The organism is Sinomicrobium halophytocola (assembly GCF_052983395.1).
The window spans coordinates 182,997-202,416 of the sequence record NZ_JBRKIT010000040.1; the positions used below are offsets into that span (position 1 = coordinate 182,997).

The following is a 19,420-nucleotide window of genomic DNA, read 5'->3' on the forward strand; positions in this document are numbered from 1 at the left end:
GAACCGGGATTTTACCAGGAGAAACCGTACCGCAGCTTCAGCCCGAAGCCCACGGCCCGGAGCTTATCGCCAGAGGATGTATTGGAAGAAGTGGTCAGCGAACTGATGTCAAAATCCGACGGGTTGTCCGGCTGATAGGTCAGTACCGATGCTGCTGTTTCTCCATCGGACAGATCATTGAGGCCGTAATTCAGGTATACGCCCAGGTAGAGGGCATTCTTGTCATTAAGAAGTTGTTTTATACCTGTTTCCAGTTTTAAGGTGTACGAATTTTTAAGCTCCAGGTCACGGGAAGCTACATGTCCGCTGCCGTAGTTACCAAACCCCATGAATTTGGGTGCGTGCAATTCCGCATCCCACTGCGGGTAATACGCACTGGTACTCAACCGATCGTAATCCGCACTGTACGTCGCATCAAGACTAAACCCGATACCGACACCTGCCGCGGCATAAAACTGTGTATGCATACCATTACTGGTATATTGCAACAGTAGCGGTATCTCGGCAACATACGCTTTTTGTTTTTCCCTGTACCCCGAAAACCTGTAGCGAAACTCCATGGCATCTCCTTCGATATCCGTAGTTTCATAGGCATCTGCAAAACCTTCGTAGCTCCAGGCGGAGCGGTACAACTGTATTTCGGCATTCAGCAACAGGCTCCAGTTTTTGTTAAGGGCATAACCATACCCTATACCAAAACTTCCGCCGTTACGGGAGTGGTATTCTCCTCCTTCGCCGGCATCGGACCGCAGGGACTGGAACGGACCGGAAATAAAGACGGACAATTCGTTACGGTTCTGGGCGGAACCTAGCGTGGTGGTAAGTCCCATAATTATCATCAGTATTACAGAAGCAGGGAGACCTGTGGTATTTTTTAGTGCCATAACTGTTTTGTCTTTTTAAAAAGAGACGCCTGAAACCGTTAACGGTTAATATTTGAAACAGAATTTCTACTCAGGCGTCTCCGTGAGGTTGTATTATTTTACAATGATCTTAAAGGTTTTTTGTCGCTGTCCGGTCTGGCATTGCACCAGGTACACGCCCGGAAGGCGTGGAAGCGAGAGTGCTGTTTCCTTGCTCTTGCCCGTGGTTTGCAATACTGTTTTACCGCTCTGGTTATATACCCGGATGGAGAGCTGCGAAAGTTCTTCCTGCGGCAGGTCGGCCATGATATGCAAAAGCTGGCCGGAAAGTACCGGGTTCGGATATGCTTTCATCTCCAGGGAGGCTTCCAGGATGATCTCCGCTTCACAGGTGGTCAGTACATCGCCGCTATCCGTGGTCATACGCACGCTGTAATGTGCCGTAGGGTCCAGCAGGTCATTGCTGTTATCCCCTGCCGAGTAATATTGCCCGGTACCTATCAACGCCCCGTTCTTAAACCACTCGTATTTCACAAAACGGTAGCCCCCGTTGGTTTCCGGGTTATTGTTGACCAAAAGGACATTGTTGAACTTCTGTTCTACGATATCATCAAAGTTAAACCTGCGTTCTACCGTAACCAGGTATGTCCGGGTCTGTTCCCCGTTTTGCGAAGTAACGGTTACTTCCCGGCTGTAAAGGCCCGCTTCGGGAGTATCTATGACAAAGGTACGACCGGGATTTACGGTTGCATTAGGATCATCGGTATATATATGCACTTCGGCCTGTGAGGCAAAGTTATCACAATCCATAATATAATGGGTCTCTTCCCCGGGGTTGTCATATGCCGTACCATTAATTTCCAGCAGGCTGACGGATGCATTAGAACTGTTGATGCGTAACGTCCTGGTCACGGCATTTGCCGGCAGGTAATTCGCACTGCCTTCCTGGTGTGCCGTAATCTCCACTTCTCCGGAACTCAACAGGCTTACCATTCCGTCCGGGCTTATCACGGCAGGCGGGTCTGCGGACAGGTAAGTATAGGTATACCTCACCGGCAGGCCGGAACTTGCCGTAGCTTCCAGCTGAAAATCCGGATCGTTCTCCAGGTCCTTGTCTGCAATCGGGGCAAAGTCGATAAGCTGGGGGGCTTTTTCTACGGTCAGTACGGCAGTCAGTACCAGGGTCTCATAGTTCTCGCCGGTGACGGTAGCCGTAACTTCCTGCATTCCCGCATCGGTACGGCCGTTATTTTCATAGCTGGCAGATGTGCCTTCGGGCAAAGTGCCTGTAATGGCTAGTTGGTGCAGGGTGCCATCGTATACAAAAACCTCATCATTAAAGGTAATGTTGTTTACAGGAGCCTTAACGATCTCCAGTGTTGCACTTTCAAAAGTCAGTATATAATTGGCATTCAGGGCCAACGTGCCCAGGTGTATGCTATACGTTCCTGCTTCTTCTCCCGCCTCACGTACCAGCGTTCCGCTGAAACTGTCACCGGTTACCAGTTCCGGGGTATAAGTATAGGTCAGTTCCGGGTCGGTTGCCCCGTAAACTTTTTCTTTATCGTCAGCCGTTACCGTAATGGCAAGAGGTGTTATTTCCAGATCGGCAGTCAGTTCCAGTGTCTCGTAATTAGCGCCGGTAATCGTTGCGGTTACTTCCTGGGTACCCACTTCCGTGCGGCTGTTGCCGGTATAACTTACCGAGGTGCCTTCCGGAAGCATCCCTTCGATGGATAGTGACCTGGCCGTGCCGTCGTATACGAAACTACCGTCGTTAAAGGTAATGCCCGTTATAACATTCGGGGTGATCGTCAGGTCTGCGATCAGCACCAGCGTTTCATAATTAGCGCCGGTGATCGTTGCGGTGACTTCCTGGGTACCCACTTCCGTGCGGCTGTTGCCGGTATAACTTACCGAGGTGCTTTCCGGAAGCATCCCTTCTATAGACAGTAACCTGGCAGTACCGTCGTAAACGAAACTGCCGTCATTAAATGTAATGCCTGTTATAGCAGCCGGGGTAATGGTAAGGTCTGCGGTCAGTACCAGCGTTTCGTAATTAGCGCCGGTGACGGTTGCGGTGACTTCCTGGGTACCCACCTCCGTGCGGCTGTTGCCGGTATAACTTACCGAGGTGCCTTCCGGAAGCATCCCTTCGATGGATAGTGACCTGGCCGTGCCATCGTATACGAAACTACCGTTGTTAAAGGTAATACCCGTTATAACATTCGGGGTGATCGTCAGGTCTGCGGTCAGTACCAGTGTTTCGTAATTAGCGCCGGTGATGGTTGCGGTGACTTCCTGGGTACCCACATCCGTACGGATGTTGTCGGTATAATTTACCATGGTGCCCGAAGGGAGGTCGCCTGTAACGGATAACGACTTGCCCACGCCGTCATAGACGAAACTGCCGTCATTAAATGTAATACCTGTTATAGCAGCCGGGGTAATGGTAAGGTCTGCGGTCAGTACCAGTGTTTCGTAATTAGCGCCGGTGATCGTTGCGGTGACTTCCTGGGTCCCCACATCCGTACGGATGTTGTTGGCATAATTTACCAAGGTGCCCGAAGGGAGGTCGCCTGTAACGGATAACGACTTGCCCACGCCGTCATAGACGAAACTGCCGTCCGCAAAGGTGATGCCGGTTATCGTAGCCGGGGTAATGGTCAGTTGAGCACTTTCAAAAGTCAGCTCATAGTTGGAATCCAGGGCCAGTGTACCCTGTGCTATGGGATAGGTGCCGATGTCCTCACCGGGAGCACGTTCCGGCTCCCCGCTAAAATTATCTCCTGCAACCAGTTCCGGACTAGAGGTATATGTCAATTCCGGATCATCTTCTCCGTAAACCTTGGTCTTATCTTCGGCGGTTACGGTAATCGCTTTCGGGTTAATGACAAGAGACTGTACTACGGGCATGGCGGCATTATATGTATCATCACCTGCCTGGCTTGCAGTGATCTCTACCGTTCCTGCCCCGTGGATAGTCAGTTCATTACCGGAAACAGATGCTACCGCAGGATCGCTGCTCGTGTAACTAACTGTGAGACCGGAAGAAGTTGTAGCGGTTAATCCGAAAGAGGCGTCGCCATACGTTCTATCGGTTAACGCGTCAAAACTAATTGTTTGATTGCCTTTGGGCCGTGCATTAACATCGGCAGTTTCACCGCTCTCATTCCCTGCCTCATCCACGGCCGAGATCCGGTAATAATAAAGTGTGCCATTGGTCAGGCCGCTATGTGTATAGGTCGTCAGCGGAGCATCTGCCGTTTCAAGTAAGGTGCCGGGGTTTGCAGTAGTTCCGCCATAAATCTTATAGCCAGCCAGGTCGCTTTCGGTATTGGCTGTCCAGTTCAGTATGACTTCGCCATCTCCCGGTACGGCTTCCAGTCCTTCCGGAACACCCGGAACGGTTGCATCATAATCATAGCTGAGGATATTTGATACCGTATTGCCGTTCCCTGCAATGTTTGTCGCTACATCGGCGGGTACCTGCAGGCTTACGGGGCCGTCGGCATTAGGTGTAACCAACACGGTATACACTATATTATCTGAAGTCTGCAGGTTGCTCAACATGGCATTGGTTGCGTTGATATCGCCGGTCGTAAAACCGGTAACCGCTTCACTGAATGCAACGGTCATGGTAAAAGCGGTGTTTGCACCGGGTGTTCCCGAGAGGGTGACGGACGGAGCTGCGCTGTACACTAATATGTTACCTGTCGGAGGGGTATTGTTCAATGCAAGTGAGGCATTGTTGCCCGCGGTATCGTCTATGACACTACCGTTCAAAATCAGTGCGCTCGCCAGGCTGATACCGTCCAGGTCTTCATCGTCCGGCTGCACTACATACCTGAACAGCAGTACATTTGTTCCATCTCCTGATATATAACCAGCTTCACGGGATGCTGTTCCTACGGTCAGTCCCAGGTAAGGAGTGCCCCCACCGGTACCTACATTGACATTTTCATGGAATTGCACGGTAAAATCCATGATATCCCCGTTTTGATAATAGCCATTGGCGGGTACATTTACGCTACTTACCACAGGTGCCGTACCATCATAGACTATGGAAAGCGTATTGGAAGCGCTGTTGCCATTCTCCCCGATATTCTGTGCGGCACCGGCCGGCACCTGTAAGGTAACTTCGCCATCTGCCCCTGGTGTAACTGTGACGGTATACGTAATATTATCGCTCGTTTGCAGATTGCTGATGGTCGCGTTTGTGACCGTTATATCTCCTGATACAAAACCGGTTACGGCTTCGCTAAAGGTAATAGTAGCGGTAAAAGCCATGTTTACCGGGGAAGGTGTCGCAGTACTTATGGTAACGGTGGGCATGGTCGTATTTACCCGCACATTTGTGAGGTCGGGTACGTTATTCAGCGCCAGCACGGCATCGTTACCTGAGGTATCGGTAATGGTCCCGCCATTGAGCGACAGGTTATTCAGCGCAATACCGTCCGTATCGTTGTCACCTTCCTGTACGGTATAGCGGAACAACAAGGTTGTACTGCCGGTGCCGCTTATGTATTGGGCCTGCCGTGTCGTATTACCTACGGTTAAATCCAGGGAGGGTACACCGCCAACGGTTACATTTTCGTTGAAGTCCAGCATAAACGTGAGCGCGTCACCGGTGTTATAATAGCCGTTGGCTGGTACGTGTACGGATTCTATAACCGGAGGTATATTATCATTGATCGTAAACTTTACGGCGGTGGTATCGCATAGCGAAGGTGTACCATTATCACACACCTGGTATTGTAAGCTATCCAGCCCGCTATAATTTGTAGTTGGTGTGTACGTAAGGCTTCCATCTGCATTCAGTACTACTGTTCCGTTAACCGGGGCAGTAACCAGGGATGCCGTGAGGGCATCGCCTTCCGGATCACTGTCATTGGTCAGCACATTGCTCGTTACCGGTGTATTTACATCTGTTATTATTTCGTCCTCTACTGCTACGGGGGCATCATTAACGGCTGTCACGGACAGTGTCACGGCAGCGGTATCCTGTTGACTGCCCCCGGAACCGGTATTACCATTGTCGTTGATAGCCACGGTCAATACAATATCATTGGTTTCGTTAGCCGCCGTGGTGAAACCAACCCCGCCCGCTGCTATAAAGGCATTGATATCTGTTATTGATCCTGTGAGCGCCAGGGTATTCCCCGATCCGCCAACCGTTACGCCTCCACCGGAAGTGGCAGAAAGCGTGCCGCCGGGTACCGAAAGTGTTACCATGACATTGGCAATATCCGCATCTGCATCACTAAAGCTAATGCCAGTGAGGGCTGTTGCTGCATCCTCATCTACATTAATACTGGCCGGGGCAGCAATCACCGGGGCATTATTGATAGCTTCAATTGTAAATTGTACGGAAGTCGTATCGCACAGCGAAGGTGTACCATGATCACAAACCTGGTACTGTAAGCTATCCGGCCCGTTATAATTTGTATTTGGTGTGTATATAAAGCTACCGTCCGCATTTAATACGACCGTTCCGTTAACGGGGGCGGTAACCAATGAAGCGGTCAGGGCGTCTCCTTCAATATCTGTGTCATTGGTCAGCACATTGCCCGTTACCGGTGTATTTTCATCTGTCGTTACTTCGTCTTCTACGGCTACAGGAGGGTCATTTACAGGTGTGATATCAATCTGGATTTGTCCTAATTCCACCATTGTTCCTCCTCCTTCTCCTGTATTTCCCCCATCGTTTGCGGATAGGGTAAGCGTAGCGGCCCCCGGGCCACTTAGATTTAAAGGGGGAAAATAAGCCGCATTTGTATTTGTACTGAGATAAGTTTCGATGTTTGCTACTGTTCCTGTTAAATATGCTGTAGGGGTTCCAAACCCGGTAATGGTAATTACCCCCCCAGGATTTGCAAAATTTAAAGTCCCTTCATTTACACTCAATACCAGGGTCACGTCATTATCGCCCGCGTCTACATCTGCAAAAGTAGCATCGGAAAGGGCATTGCTTAGGTAAGCTATCTCTGCATCTTCCATCACCGTTACGGATGCCGGCAGTCCGTCAAAAGTCGGATCATCATTAATCCCGGTGATGTCAAAACTTACGGATGCCGTATTCGAATTTTCAACACCATCATTAGACACGAAAGCGATGCTCGCCGCATTGCTGCCATATAGATTTGGTGAAGGCGTAAATGTGGCTGCATCCAGGGCGGTATTTATATTCGCTAAAGTCCCGGAAGCGGTAAAACCGGACGAGCCGTTTCCCGAACCTCCGAAGGTAATTCCCGCAGTTCCTATACTTAAGGTCCCCCCGGTAATGGTAAATGTTACGGTCTGGTCATCTCCGTCGGCATCTGCCACCTGGATATTATCGGCTAAGGCTATATTCGTGTTGTCCTCTGTTACCCCTGGTGCGGAAGGCGCTGTGACTACCGGTGCCGTATTAACCGTAGTGGGCGGTGTATCTGCTACATCGCCGCTTAATTCCCCGTGTGTTGCATCCAGCGGATCGCAACCGTATTCATCCGCATTGGTCCAGTTGCCAATGGCTATGTTGGGCGGATTGGGATGGGTGGCCACCGTACTGGTGTACAGCAACTCGTTATTGGGGCCGTCATCGCCGTCAAAGGAATTAAAGAGGATCTCCCACCGGTCTGCGGTGGCGTTCCATTTGATAATGATCAATTCCCCGAAGCTTCCCTGGGCGGGATTGCTTTTATACACCGTCCGGTCAATCCCCGCATCGGTGATATTACCGCTTGCGCTAAGGGTGTAACCGGAGATAAAGTCCTGGTTTTCGCACCCGGTAAAGGTTATGCTTTGGGCGGATAACTGCGGAAGCCCGCTTAAACCCAGTAGTAAAAAAGAACGCAGTAAAAATTTTTTCATAAGAAAACTGTTAATAATGAACTCGTTTAATGCTAATTAAGGGTCCGGTCTTGTTTTAGTTAAAGATCAGTCCGTTGTGGCTTTTCAATGTAAAAACAATTGGGTTACTGAGTTATTGGGTTATCCAGGTCATACCTCTAACGGAATAACTCTATACCTAAAGTGCCGTTTTCCTGTTGGACGGACAGGATCGTTTATCAAAATATGCTTCCTGAAGGTTATAAAGGTTGCATTTCAACCCTTAATTCGCATGCATGTCCAATGGTAACCGTATTAATCTCTTGACGGATAAATGCCATACAGGGCAATGATATAATTCAATCCCAGATAGGGTTGCATATTGTTTACGGGTTGCCCCCCTCCTGTCATACCTGTCATTTGCACATTCATGGTGATGTTGGCATTGCCGGAATATTCCTTGTCGGTAGCACCGCTATTGGCAGGAAAGCTATTGGAAGGGTCTCCGGTTGTTCCGGGTTGGTTACTTGCCATTACGGGGTGGTTATGACGTGGTATATTCATTATCGTCAGGGTATTGGTATTTGTCCCCGATGCTTCACCGAGCCGCACATCCTGCAATCCAGGGCCCTGGCTGTTGCCTGCATGGACGGGTACTCTTCCCCTGAGGTCCGGTAAGGCAAAGGTGGTCCGTCCGTCTCCCCCGTAGGTAGTTCCTAAAAGACTGAACAAGGCCTGGTTTTGTGCTATAGCAAGCAGTTGTCCGTTGCAAAAAGCCCATCCCCTGGGGGCAAAGTTTCCTGCAAATAATTTGATAACGCCTATTAGTTCTTCTTCCATGGTTGTTGTATTTAAAGGTTTATAATTGGTTTTTTTCTGTTTTTACTGTGGCTTTCTTTACTGCATGGTTTGTCATCCCGAATTTGGTTCAGTATCCCCTGATGCCGGAATGTACCGGGCGCAACAAAAACGTAACAACTAACGATAACGGAGGTAACTCGTTTAAATACAGCATGTATAAATGGCAGGCCCCATAGGTGTAACCCTAAGGGCTTATTCCCCGTTAAAGCGATTGCTATGTATTTTTCCGGTTATGGAGTTTCACAGGATGGTACCCTATGTCCTGGTGTGTATAAATTGTAGACGAAGAAGGGGTATCATAATACTTAAAAAGGTAAAGGTGTTTCATGTGTCGGTTGGATTTAGTGCAACAAAGAAAAACAAATCGGGTATGAATAGCAATATAACAACGTTAAAAAATACAAAAAAAATTCGACAATACGACACAAAATAGGTGTTTTTTTTCACGATCAGTTGCTATTTCGCAATATGATGCGCGACACTTGTGCATATTGCGATTTTTAAAACGGAGGGAATAGGTTTCAGGGTACAAACGGAACGCTATAAAACATTCCCAATTCTTTCCTAATTCGTTTTTCAACTTTGCCTTGTAAAACAGAAAAAACAGTATCATGAAAACAAAAAAGAATGTTATAGCAGTGGTTACGGTGCTTACCGTAATGCTGTTTGGTGTACGGGTAAATGCACAGGAAACTGTAATTACGAAAGCGGAACTCCCGAAACCGGCACAGGAGTTCCTGGACACGAATTTTAAGGAACAGAAGATCATCCAGGTGGTTAAGGATGTGGATTACCTGGTAAAAACGGACTACGAGGTTTTGCTGGACAATGCCATGAAGCTGGAATTTGATGGTAAGGGCAACTGGAAGGAAATTGATGGTAGCCATAATCCAGTTCCTGCCGCGCTGGTTCCGGAAAGAATAGGTGAGTATGTTAAACAGAATTTTCCTATGCAGACAATAATTAAAATGGAAAGGGGTTCTGTTAAATACGAGGTTGAACTGGCTAATGGCGTGGAACTGGTGTTTACTTTGGCGGGGGAGTTTTTGAGGATTGATGATTAGGTTGCAGGTTACAGGTTACAGGTTACAGGTTACAGGTTGCAGGTTGCAGGTTGCGGGTTGCGGGTTGCAGGTTGCGGGTTGCAGGTTGCAGGTTGCAGGTTGCAGGTTGCAGGTTGCAGGTTGCAGGTTGCAGGTTGCGGGTTACAAAGCCGGAAACGGAGGTGGCTGAGTGGCGGCCTTCAGGCCGTTGTATCGAAGCCACCGGGTTGTACGTTGCGGGTTATACACAAAATGTGTAGATGTGGCTTAAGTGTTTCAGGAAGCAGGCAGGCTGTAAAATGTAAGGAACACAACCTTATTAAAAAAACCGGAACAAAGGCGGCTGAGCGCCCAAGCGCAGCGAAGGGTATACGGAAGCCCCGGGAATGGTTTAACAATTTAATTATTTAACACATGAAAAAACGTTTTTTTAAAGGATTGGCGATACTGGGAGCGGTAGGTGCCTTTGTAGCTTGTAGTAGTGATGATGATACTAATGATAGCAATATTGATGCTTCGGACCTTCCGGCAGCGGGGATAGTGCTTATTGAAACGCATTTTGAGGGGACTACGGTAACGCGGGCGGAAATGAAAAATAAGGCGGATGGGGATGGTACGTTGTATGAGGTTAGGTTGAGCAATGGTTTTGACCTGGACCTGGATGCGGAAGGGAACTGGACGGATATTGACGGCAACGGACAGCAGGTACCTGACGGGCTGGTGCCGGAACGGATACTGGAATATACGCAGGAAAATTATCCTGCTCCTCTTTTTATTGAGGGTATAGACCTGGAACCTGCGGGGTATGATGTGGAGATCTCGGACGGGACAGACCTGGACTTTGATGCGGAGGGTAATTTTGTCCGTGTAGATTCGTAATATCTCATCTGCTATTCTAAAAAAACGAAAGGCCACCGGTACAACGGAAGGCCTTTTGTTTTTTACAAAGGGGCTTTTTACAGTGTAAAACTCCGTACGCTTTCGCTATATATCTTTTGCGGGGCGGCGCCTACGCCTGCCACACGAAATTCGTATTCACGCCCGCTGTCCAGGCTGTTGAGCAAAAGCGAGCTCTTGGTATGGGCTACTACGGTCCAGGGCTCCTCCCCGACCCTGCGGTATTCAAACAGATAGCTCTTGGCCCCGTATATGGAGTTGAGGGTTGCTTTTATCATCCCCCTGTTTACGGGTACGACTACAAAGTTTTTGGGTTTTGCCAGTATGCCTATGGGTTCCGGTGTTTTACGGAGCGTAAAACCGGAACTGGCCAAAACCACTTCGTCGTTGTTGCTTTCCATTTGTACATAGAGGGCCAGCTTTTGGAGCAGGGCCACCAGGTCTGTTCGCTTCTGGTCGCGCGCAAGCCTGTCCGTCTGCCCCCCTTCCCCGGCTTTTACTATAGCGGCACCAAAGGTGTCTATAGCTGTTCTTACTTCGGTAAGCGCCGGTATTGGTGTTGCAAAACTGGCATTGTCCGTCATGCTGTCTACAATAAGTTCTGCCTTTTGTATAAAGGCGGCATTATTGTAACTCGTAAAACTGGTGAGAATCTTAGTTGGTGTTCTCATAATGTAAAAAATTTAAAAGATTAGACAAATAGTTATCACGCAGGAAACGGGTACCTCTCCAGATCGCATCCCGTTTTACCTAAGTTTGCATATCATGTTATTCCGATTGTGAAAATCATGTAAGACAAAAGATATGTCCTGGTGCTACAGTAAAGCATAGGGGGGTCATGCGATACACTGTGCACTTTTCACACATATAAATTTATATATTTAAGGTAATTGCACCAACAATTAGAAAGAAAAAGTGTTTAAAAACGGCAAAAATTGTTTAAAAATGAAAAAATTAATATAAAGGCAAGAATATTTTTATTAAAAACACAATTATTTTGATAAAAAAAGGGCTAAAAATTGTTTAAAAACGTCATTTTTAAACAAAACGGATGAAATATAAACAAAATGGGGTGAAAGTAAACAAAAACCGGGGGGATTTAAACAAAAGTAGTGGGGTTTTTGTTTAAAAATGAGGGAAATGAATTCGTTTTTGCGCGGATTGATATCAAGTGTCGCATTTTTAAACAGAAACGGGCATATATAAACAAAAATGACCGGGGATAAACAGAAACCCGGGCCATTTTGTTTAAAAATGCCGGGGATAAACAAAAATGCCGGTGCATAGAACAAAAACGATGAGAAATAAACAAAAACCGGGGGGTTTTAAACAAGAAAGGGGTGTACTTTAACACAAGTGGTGGATTTTTAAACAGTAAAACGGGGGCTTCGATACAACGGCCTGAAGGCCGGAATGTATCGAAGCCCCGGTATTACATTCTTCTCTCCCCTCTCCCTGCATAACGCATATGATAGCGCAGATGTTGCTGTGCGGTTTCCCTGGCTATGGCAAATACCTCTTTTACAAAGGTACCGTGTACGATGTTCTGCCGTTTTAGCCATATTTTCTCAAATACGTTCTGCACAATATCCCTGGCATCATCGTCGCAACAGGTATAGGGCTTTACAACGGCCATGAGCCGGGGGTACAGCAGGGTAAAAACGTTGCGGAATGCCGTGGCATCGCCTGCCCTAAGGCCATTGATCTGCCGGTAACTTATGTGGTGTTCCGTATTCATTTCAGGGCGTCTTCCGGGTTTTCAAAAAACTGTTGGGTAACCTTATAGGTCACCGCGTGTATGGTATTTTCGAAGGTGCCGAATTCCAGGTGTTCGCGGTTCATCCACAGGCGTATAAAGATTTCCTGTATTATCCGGTTGGTTTCCTCCTCGTCGATGCTATGGGCATTTACATACCAGTCTATTTTTTGGGCCAGCAGTTTCAGGGCATCGTGAAACCCTTCCAGTTGTTCTGCCTTAAACAACCGGTATAACTTACGGTTGAGGATATGCCTCTGCATGGGGTTGTACGTCATTTTTTGGTGTTTTTAAAGTTTTAGATACGGTAATGCGCTCACGGGCGCTACAATACTAAGGGCAGCCATACGACCTGCCTTAGTGCTACCTGCACGCCAAAGCCGGCGGCAGTATGCCTTTTGTTCTCCTATTATAGTATAGCACTAAGCACTACAGGGATAAAAAGGGGCTCAGCTATGCAAGACTTCTGTAAAGAATGCTTTTGCTTAATGCAGAAGAGTTACCGGAAATAAAATAGGCGTGGAACTCGACTTATCGATTTGAGGTACTGGCATACCCTACCATGATAAGTGAGCCCACGCCCGGGTCGTGAGCCAATTTCACTTATGTCTCATGGTATAGAAAAGTGCCAGTTTTCAAATCGAGACTTTAAGCGAATAGCTTCTAATATTTTTTTGCTTTTAGAAGAATCGCAAATATATGTTATCTACACAAATATAATAAAAAAAACCAAAGTGCGTGCTGTAGCACGCACTTTTTTATAATTGATATAGTTAATTTGTTCTATGGATTATAATAAAGCCATATATTCTTATATAGAAAAAGCCTGGAAAGATTCAGGACTTTCCAAAAGGAAGTTTGCTACAGAAAATAATATTGAAGAAAGTACTTTAAGGGATATTCTGAAAAAGGATAGTAACTATCAAATTTCTTTGCCTACCATTTACCGTATTTGCGAAGCCCGGAATATTAAGGTTTCGGAGTTTTTTGCTGCAGTTGAGGGAGAGTTTCCGGAGAATAAGGATTAGGAAATAATAAGTCTTTTATCGACTTGCGCAACAATTAAACATTTAAAAGAAAAGTTTAATTGATACCGCTCCAGAAAATATGCGTGTGTAAACCAAAATAAATTGCAAACAGTATTTTTATTCTAATAACCGTTTTATTCTTGCTTTTATATTTTCGTAAGTACTATTTAGACTTTGCTTTGCTATAAAGGTTAATATTGAAGTATGAGCCATTGCATCCCTAATAGGTTTATAAGTTTTTGCATCTCTTATTAAAGCTGCCTCTTTTGTTTTATCTTTCGGTCTATCCGCCGTTATGGCTAAATCATCCATTGATAAGTAAAACAAATCATCATTGTTTTGACGTATGTCAATACTTATGTTACCTATATTTCGTGCGTTTTCTTCTCTTTTTCTATATTCCTCAATTTCACTTCTTATCTTCGTAGATAAATCTATATTTTTATGCTTTATATACTTTCTAAGTAAATTTTCAGAAACAAAACACTCAGCATAAGAAGATAAGTTAAATTGAGCATCCTCGTTTAATGATTTCACCCAATCATCAACCTTATTTCTATTTGGTGAACCTCTTGGAGGAACGAATTCATCAACAACAGTATTAAAAAGTTCCTTTGATTTTCGCTCTTTTTTAGTAAGTCTGGTTGTATTTTCCGAATCTCCGTCTTGATTTAGTTCCGTACGCCATTTATCCCAATCGTCAATTATCTGTTTTAAAATGTTGTCTTTTAGCTCTTCTAAAAATGTTTGAAATAAGGGGTCATCCGAAATTACACCTTCACGACTGCTTGTGAATCTGTCTTTTTCTCCATCCAAATTATCGTAATGAATTTGTCCATAAAGATAACTTTCAACAATTCGAGTTGACGGGATATGTTTTAATAAATCTTTTTCTCTCAATCGACCATTGACATATAAATCAATAGTCACCGTCTCATTTGTTTGCTTAATTTTTAAGTTGGACGGTTTTTCTACAGATGCAATGAACCCACTTATTGGAATTGAAGAATTTACCTTTTTATATTGTTTTATATGTTCACTTGTTGCGGATATTTTTTCTTTTAAATATGGGTCATCAAGTTGATTAATTTGCCAAACAAACTGTGTACTTTGAGAAAGATCGTTAAGTTCATTTAGCGTTATTGGATCATCATTCAAGATAATTTTAAAAGAGGTATCTATTAATGAGAACCTGAAGTATAAAGCAATAAGTTTGCGTATATACTCAATTCTGTTCCGTATTCCATCATTAATATCTTCAAAGTAAATTATTGTTCCCTTTTCCAAATCTGTTTTGAGTGAATTAAACAAAGATAAATCCACATTTCCAAGTGGATATTGTTCTGGAATTAAATCATCATTTATTGCATTATCTAATTCACTATTATCAATTATACCACCAATAAACTCCGTTTCCTTTCTTTTTGAAATTAAGTGAATTCTTTTAGCACAGGAAAGCAATGCTAATTTCCCAATCCCCTTTCTACCTATAAATGGTCGATCTTCTTTGGTTTTATCAATTCCATCTTTTCGTTTTGAGTAACCAATTTTCAAAAACTTTGTTTGAAAATCTTCCGAATTCATACCTATACCATCATCTTTTATGATTAAAGAATTCTTTTCTCTATCAATATATATCCATACGTTTTTAGCATCCGCATCCCAAGAATTAGAAATTGCCTCTCCTAAAACAGTAATAAAATTTCTATACAGGTTTCTACCTAAATGATTTAAAACACTTAATGAAATATTAAAAGTAAAATTATTCATAGGCACATGTTTTTAAATGCTCCTTTATACTTTTACCAATAACATATCCAAGTTTAACAGGTACAGCATTACCGATATGAGTTCCTATTTTTGTTAATGTTACTTCTGAATCTTCTTTTACAAATTTATAATCAGTTGGAAAAGTTTGTAGGATTGATGCTTCTCTAATAGTCAATGCTCTGTCTTGTTCCGGATGTCCAAATCTTCCGGTTCCGTAGTTATAAAATTGAGTCGTAATAGTAGGCGAGGGTTCATTCCAAGACATTCTTCCATAAACAGCCCTATAGGTCTTTCCTGTTGCCTTTTTATGGCATTCTAATTTTAAATCATCATGCCAATCTTCCCAAGTTCCATTAGGAATTGAGGCTTTAATTCGTTTAATATTAATGTCTGTTAGTTTGGTAGTGAAATGTAGTCTATCCCTCTTGCTTTTCTCCCCTGCTGATACTTTTTCTAATTTTCCAATTGCAGATTTGACAGTAATATAGTTTTCAAAGGAATGAGTAGGGGGTATTAAAGAAATTTCACCAAACATTGAGCCTAATAATACAAGTCTTCTTCTCTTTTGTGGAATTCCATAATCTGGACAATAGACATTTTTATAGAAAATATTATATCCAAATTCTTTTAAGCAATCAACAAAGTTTTTGAAGATACTTTTGTTGGATAGATTAGGAACATTTTCCATTGATATTATGCTTGGACTTGTTTCTTCAACAAGTCTTAAGAATTCGTTTAGTAAATTCCATTTATCTCCTTTTTCCTTACTTTCATCGTTTACTTTGTTAGAGTGAGTTGAGAACGGCTGACAAGGAGCGCAACCTACTAAAACTTTTATCTCTTCCTTCTTCCAATATTTTTCAATATCTTGTCTCTTTACTTTTGAAATATCCTTTCCAATAAATTTTGCCCTATTGTTAGCTTCATAAGCATATTTACAACTTTCGTCAAAATCTATCCCTGCACGTATTTTTATTCCTGATTTAATAAGACCGTGAGTCAAGCCTCCCACACCACAGAATAAATCAACTCCTGAGATTTTAAGTTGATTTATTCCTTTTTTTTTATCGTTTTTATTAATCTTTTGTTCTGTTTTCATATATCCATTATTGTAAAACAAAGATACTGCTTTAAAGATATTTGGCATTGTCATCTATAATATACAGTATGTGGGCAAGACTCTTTTTTTAAATTATCCTAATCTCAAAAAAATAAAATCTAATCTCCATTTTGGATTATACCCAATATATCAATTGTAGAGTCAATTATTGCAATTATATCATCTTGTGTTTTCGATACCCAAATATTTTCTTCCAATTGTAAAAGATCATCTTGATATTTAGTTTCGGGATAATCAATTATGATCTTTACTAAAACCTTAGATAATGCTTTTTTCCCATCTAAGTTAGGAACAGGAACAAAGTCTCCATATATCTCTTGAGCGGCTATTTTAAAAGGATCATTATATTTTTTACAATTATTGAAGGCAGCCCTTGCCAGGCCTTCATATCTAAATCCTGGATCGGTGTCATCTGTATGTATCATAATAATTTGCTTATTTATATATGTTTGGTATAATACAAACATATTGATTAGTTTATCAGATTGCTTTTAAGATTTAATTTATTATACTTATTTTGTCTTTGTACCTATCTTAAATTTTTCAAGTAGGAGATAAAATTCTATTTTTACTTCGGATGCTTACTTTAAACTTTAAGTTTAAAAATACAATGTGTAATTTGCTTTTTTTCCTTTTATAATAATCGTTCCTTAGTATTTGCATAATCTTATACTTTCAAAAAAGCCATAAAAATATGTGGCATCTAATATCAGAGAAATTTACTAAATAACTTTACGGTTTTCCACATATTGCAAAAAAACACATAGTTTTCCTTTATTTTGGTATGGAAAGTTAGGGGCTTTAATACATTCCGGGCTATGCCGGAAATACGCAATTGTCTTTATGGTTTTTAGTAGTAGGTAAGTGTAACCTCGCTGGGGAGTTAATGAAGTTCCGTCATGCCCTGTTGGTCAATGGCTCGCTTTTCGTACTTGCCCAGGGAAAAACTCAGGGCTTTCCATGCCGTTCCCTTCACGCCTTTAAGGGCAATGCCGTTTTTGGTTTTGGTGATGACAAAGATAAAACCGGCATGTTCTTCGTTGTTTGCAGGTGATGCTTCGTCTAAGTCGGCCATTCCACTCGCATTAACGGCCTGCGATTGGTTGGGGCGAAGGCTAAAGGACAGATTGCCCCAGGCGGTCCCTTCCACGCTTTGCATGGCAATGCCATTGGCTGTTTTTTCAACAATAATCTTAAAGCTTGCCGGAGGGGATGGTTCTTTGTGCCGGGCAAGGAGTACGGTGCCGGAGGTGGTGATAAAAGCGATAAGCAGCAATTTTGCGTATCGTCTTTTACAGTGCAGTGGTATTTTCATAACGGTGTTTTGGTGTATAGGTGGTCTAAATATACAAAATTATCTTATAGTGTTTATAGGGTGCCTATTAAAATGGAATAATCTGATGCACAACTGGTTTTCGTTTAAGCACAGCGGAAACAAGGGCCTATTGTAAAAAGCGTTTGTAACGCAACATCAAAGGGACATTACAAATGTCGGGTAAAATGGGTTCTCGTTGCAAACGAGCACCAGATGGGAACAAAAACGGTTCAAGTTTGCACCTGAACCGCTATTGCTTATACACGTTGTTGTGGCACGTTTTTTATTCATATACAGCATTTTCAGCCGTTTTTCTGTTCGCTTCCAAGTCCGATTTTATACTGTCCAATTTCATTCCGATTGTCATTAATGCAACCTTTCCAAGAGGTAAGCGAAGTGTCGGATTTTCTGAATTAACTAAGTCGATAATCGCTTGGGATGCTTTTACTGGATCGCCTTCTTGTTTTCCGTCAATTCCTTTTAATTTATTCCTAAAAGCTCCTGCGGTTTCCGAATAGTCTGAAATCACTTTTTTTGCTTCAAGTCCTTTTCCTTTATTTGCAAACTTTGTACGGAATGGCCCTGGCTCAACTATTGACACCTTTATTCCTAAAGGGGCAACTTCTTGTGCCATTGCTTCGCTAAAACCTTCTAAGGCAAATTTACTGGCATTATAAATGCCAAAACCTGCAGAAGCTTTTATCCCTGCGTGTGATGAAATCTGAATAATGTGTCCTTTCTTTTCTTTACGCATAAATGGTAGAACAGCTTGTGTCAGTTTTAAAGTACCAAAGAAATTTACTTCAAATACCTGTCTCACTTCTTGGGTTGAAGTTTCTTCAATAGCACCTGCAAAACCCATCCCCGCATTGTTAACTAAAACATCAATACGTCCAAATTTTGAAATAATGGATTCAACTTTTTTGTCAATTTCAGTTTCGTTTGAAATATCCAATTTAATAGCAAAGCCATTTTCTTTATGTTGTTTGTTAAAGTCTTCAACCTGTGATTGGGTTCTGAATGTTCCAATCACAAAGTCTCCTTTTTCAATAACGGATTGGGCAAGAGCTTTACCCAATCCGCTAGATATTCCTGTAATAAACCAAGTTTTTCTCATTGATTAAAAATTTATTATTATTACCGAGCAATATGGGCATTAATCCCCGTCTTTTCAGGATCAATATCATCTCTTAATACATGTCTATCAGGATAATCCCCACCATTTTGAGATCTGAAAGGAATGGGTGTATCAGTAAATAAATTATGAAGCCTTGAAGACCAAATTAGTTTGGCTTTTTCTACCTCTTCAGGAGTTATATAGGCAGCGCTATGGATTACATGAGTTGGTAATACTTCCATTCCCGGATAAAACAATGCACCATGAGTAAGAGGAAATAATAATTGTTCGATAGGGCCATTAATACCTCTTGGACTGTAATCACTTTCCGGGCCACCTGTATACACAGAAACAATTGCCCTCTTACCACTTAAAATACCTTCGCCAAATCTAAATTCATTGGTGCCATTTTTATATCCATACGCAAATCCAAAAGCATATACTCTCTCAATCCATCCTTTTAAAATTGCTGGCATACTATACCACCATAATGGGAATTGTAAAATAACAGCATCAGCACTTAGTAATTTCTCTTGTTCTGTTACAACATCAGGAGTTTGATTTTGAGTAGCATATGCATTTCCTGATTCATGTATAAACGAAAGTCTTTCACTAGTAGCTCTAACTGGAAAATCTTCTTCATCAAATACAGCTTTCCACTTCATCGCATAAAGATCAGAAGTTATTACTTCATGTCCCATTTTTTCAAGAACTTCAATACTCGTATTTACCATTGTTCTGGTAAGAGATGTTTGCTCAGGATGAGCAAACACTATTAATATTTTTTTTTTCATGTTATACTATAATTATTTTAGTTGCAAAACTAAGTTGAGTAAT

The 19,420-nt window shown here is 43.0% G+C and carries 15 protein-coding genes; 3 read left to right on the plus strand and 12 right to left on the minus strand.

From position 1 onward, the window contains the following. Window positions 1-11: 11 nt before the first annotated feature. The 3 genes from ACVBDY_RS17545 to ACVBDY_RS17555 form a co-directional block, all read right to left on the minus strand. Entirely contained in the window at window positions 12-884 is an 873-nt protein-coding gene (locus ACVBDY_RS17545; protein WP_447176758.1) for a hypothetical protein, read from the minus strand. 93 nt (window positions 885-977) lie between these two features. Then, on the minus strand, window positions 978-7,718 hold the full coding sequence (locus ACVBDY_RS17550; protein ID WP_447176759.1) for an Ig-like domain-containing protein: 6,741 nt from the start codon (window positions 7,716-7,718) through the stop codon (window positions 978-980). Window positions 7,719-7,991: 273 nt separating this feature from the next. Next, window positions 7,992-8,516: a phage tail protein gene (locus ACVBDY_RS17555; RefSeq protein ID WP_447176760.1), complete on the minus strand. Its 525-nt coding sequence runs from the start codon at window positions 8,514-8,516 to the stop codon at window positions 7,992-7,994. A gap of 632 nt (window positions 8,517-9,148) precedes the next feature. On the opposite strand from ACVBDY_RS17555, the gene ACVBDY_RS17560 reads away from it, so the two are divergent. Both ACVBDY_RS17560 and ACVBDY_RS17565 read left to right on the plus strand, forming a co-directional pair. Continuing rightward, window positions 9,149-9,601: a PepSY-like domain-containing protein gene (locus tag ACVBDY_RS17560; protein ID WP_447176761.1), complete on the plus strand. Its 453-nt coding sequence runs from the start codon at window positions 9,149-9,151 to the stop codon at window positions 9,599-9,601. A 393-nt stretch (window positions 9,602-9,994) separates the two neighbouring features. Further along, window positions 9,995-10,459 carry a PepSY-like domain-containing protein gene (locus ACVBDY_RS17565; RefSeq protein WP_447176762.1) on the plus strand — a complete coding sequence of 155 codons (465 nt, stop codon included), beginning with the start codon at window positions 9,995-9,997 and terminating at the stop codon, window positions 10,457-10,459. A gap of 77 nt (window positions 10,460-10,536) precedes the next feature. Here ACVBDY_RS17565 and ACVBDY_RS17570 read toward each other — a convergent pair whose 3' ends face one another. From ACVBDY_RS17570 to ACVBDY_RS17580, 3 genes are all read right to left on the minus strand, one after another. Further along, a complete protein-coding gene (locus tag ACVBDY_RS17570; RefSeq protein ID WP_447176763.1) occupies window positions 10,537-11,148 on the minus strand; it encodes a hypothetical protein in 612 nt (203 codons plus the stop codon). 761 nt (window positions 11,149-11,909) lie between these two features. Then, complete coding sequence (locus tag ACVBDY_RS17575; RefSeq protein WP_447176764.1) at window positions 11,910-12,215, minus strand: RNA polymerase sigma factor; 306 nt, start codon at window positions 12,213-12,215, stop codon at window positions 11,910-11,912. Beyond that, complete coding sequence (locus tag ACVBDY_RS17580; protein WP_447176765.1) at window positions 12,212-12,511, minus strand: hypothetical protein; 300 nt, start codon at window positions 12,509-12,511, stop codon at window positions 12,212-12,214. Before ACVBDY_RS17580 ends, ACVBDY_RS17575 begins: the two co-directional genes overlap by 4 nt. Before the next feature lie 507 nt (window positions 12,512-13,018). Between ACVBDY_RS17580 and ACVBDY_RS17585 the strand changes: the two genes are divergently transcribed. After that, complete coding sequence (locus ACVBDY_RS17585) at window positions 13,019-13,261, plus strand: helix-turn-helix domain-containing protein (protein ID WP_447176766.1); 243 nt, start codon at window positions 13,019-13,021, stop codon at window positions 13,259-13,261. Window positions 13,262-13,378: 117 nt separating this feature from the next. On the opposite strand, the gene ACVBDY_RS17590 is transcribed toward ACVBDY_RS17585, so the two are convergent. From ACVBDY_RS17590 to ACVBDY_RS17615, 6 genes are all read right to left on the minus strand, one after another. Continuing rightward, window positions 13,379-15,031 (minus strand): ATP-binding protein, encoded by a 1,653-nt coding sequence (locus ACVBDY_RS17590; RefSeq protein ID WP_447176767.1) that lies wholly within the window; start codon window positions 15,029-15,031, stop codon window positions 13,379-13,381. Beyond that, window positions 15,024-16,130 (minus strand): DNA cytosine methyltransferase, encoded by a 1,107-nt coding sequence (locus ACVBDY_RS17595; RefSeq protein ID WP_447176768.1) that lies wholly within the window; start codon window positions 16,128-16,130, stop codon window positions 15,024-15,026. The genes ACVBDY_RS17590 and ACVBDY_RS17595 overlap by 8 nt, the downstream gene beginning before the upstream one ends. Window positions 16,131-16,249: 119 nt before the next feature. Beyond that, complete coding sequence (locus ACVBDY_RS17600; RefSeq protein ID WP_447176769.1) at window positions 16,250-16,576, minus strand: hypothetical protein; 327 nt, start codon at window positions 16,574-16,576, stop codon at window positions 16,250-16,252. Window positions 16,577-17,034: 458 nt separating this feature from the next. Next, window positions 17,035-17,466: a hypothetical protein gene (locus ACVBDY_RS17605; protein WP_447176770.1), complete on the minus strand. Its 432-nt coding sequence runs from the start codon at window positions 17,464-17,466 to the stop codon at window positions 17,035-17,037. Between the two features lie 283 nt (window positions 17,467-17,749). Beyond that, window positions 17,750-18,583: an oxidoreductase gene (locus tag ACVBDY_RS17610; protein ID WP_447176771.1), complete on the minus strand. Its 834-nt coding sequence runs from the start codon at window positions 18,581-18,583 to the stop codon at window positions 17,750-17,752. A 20-nt stretch (window positions 18,584-18,603) separates the two neighbouring features. After that, window positions 18,604-19,377, minus strand: a complete 774-nt coding sequence (locus ACVBDY_RS17615) for an NAD(P)H-dependent oxidoreductase (protein ID WP_447176772.1) — start codon at window positions 19,375-19,377, stop codon at window positions 18,604-18,606. Between the last annotated feature and the right edge of the window lie 43 nt (window positions 19,378-19,420).

Bases quoted from the DNA above. Each gene is read 5' to 3' on its own strand.
- ACVBDY_RS17595 (WP_447176768.1), bottom strand. From the start codon at position 16,130: ATGAAAACAGAACAAAAGATTAATAAAAACGATAAAAAAAAAGGAATA.
- ACVBDY_RS17590 (WP_447176767.1), bottom strand. From the start codon at position 15,031: ATGAATAATTTTACTTTTAATATTTCATTAAGTGTTTTAAATCATTTA.
- ACVBDY_RS17560 (WP_447176761.1), top strand. From the start codon at position 9,149: ATGAAAACAAAAAAGAATGTTATAGCAGTGGTTACGGTGCTTACCGTA.
- ACVBDY_RS17555 (WP_447176760.1), bottom strand. From the start codon at position 8,516: ATGGAAGAAGAACTAATAGGCGTTATCAAATTATTTGCAGGAAACTTT.
- ACVBDY_RS17545 (WP_447176758.1), bottom strand. From the start codon at position 884: ATGGCACTAAAAAATACCACAGGTCTCCCTGCTTCTGTAATACTGATG.
- ACVBDY_RS17575 (WP_447176764.1), bottom strand. From the start codon at position 12,215: ATGAATACGGAACACCACATAAGTTACCGGCAGATCAATGGCCTTAGG.
- ACVBDY_RS17610 (WP_447176771.1), bottom strand. From the start codon at position 18,583: ATGAGAAAAACTTGGTTTATTACAGGAATATCTAGCGGATTGGGTAAA.
- ACVBDY_RS17565 (WP_447176762.1), top strand. From the start codon at position 9,995: ATGAAAAAACGTTTTTTTAAAGGATTGGCGATACTGGGAGCGGTAGGT.
- ACVBDY_RS17580 (WP_447176765.1), bottom strand. From the start codon at position 12,511: ATGACGTACAACCCCATGCAGAGGCATATCCTCAACCGTAAGTTATAC.
- ACVBDY_RS17570 (WP_447176763.1), bottom strand. From the start codon at position 11,148: ATGAGAACACCAACTAAGATTCTCACCAGTTTTACGAGTTACAATAAT.
- ACVBDY_RS17615 (WP_447176772.1), bottom strand. From the start codon at position 19,377: ATGAAAAAAAAAATATTAATAGTGTTTGCTCATCCTGAGCAAACATCT.
- ACVBDY_RS17600 (WP_447176769.1), bottom strand. From the start codon at position 16,576: ATGATACATACAGATGACACCGATCCAGGATTTAGATATGAAGGCCTG.
- ACVBDY_RS17550 (WP_447176759.1), bottom strand. From the start codon at position 7,718: ATGAAAAAATTTTTACTGCGTTCTTTTTTACTACTGGGTTTAAGCGGG.
- ACVBDY_RS17585 (WP_447176766.1), top strand. From the start codon at position 13,019: ATGGATTATAATAAAGCCATATATTCTTATATAGAAAAAGCCTGGAAA.
- ACVBDY_RS17605 (WP_447176770.1), bottom strand. From the start codon at position 17,466: ATGAAAATACCACTGCACTGTAAAAGACGATACGCAAAATTGCTGCTT.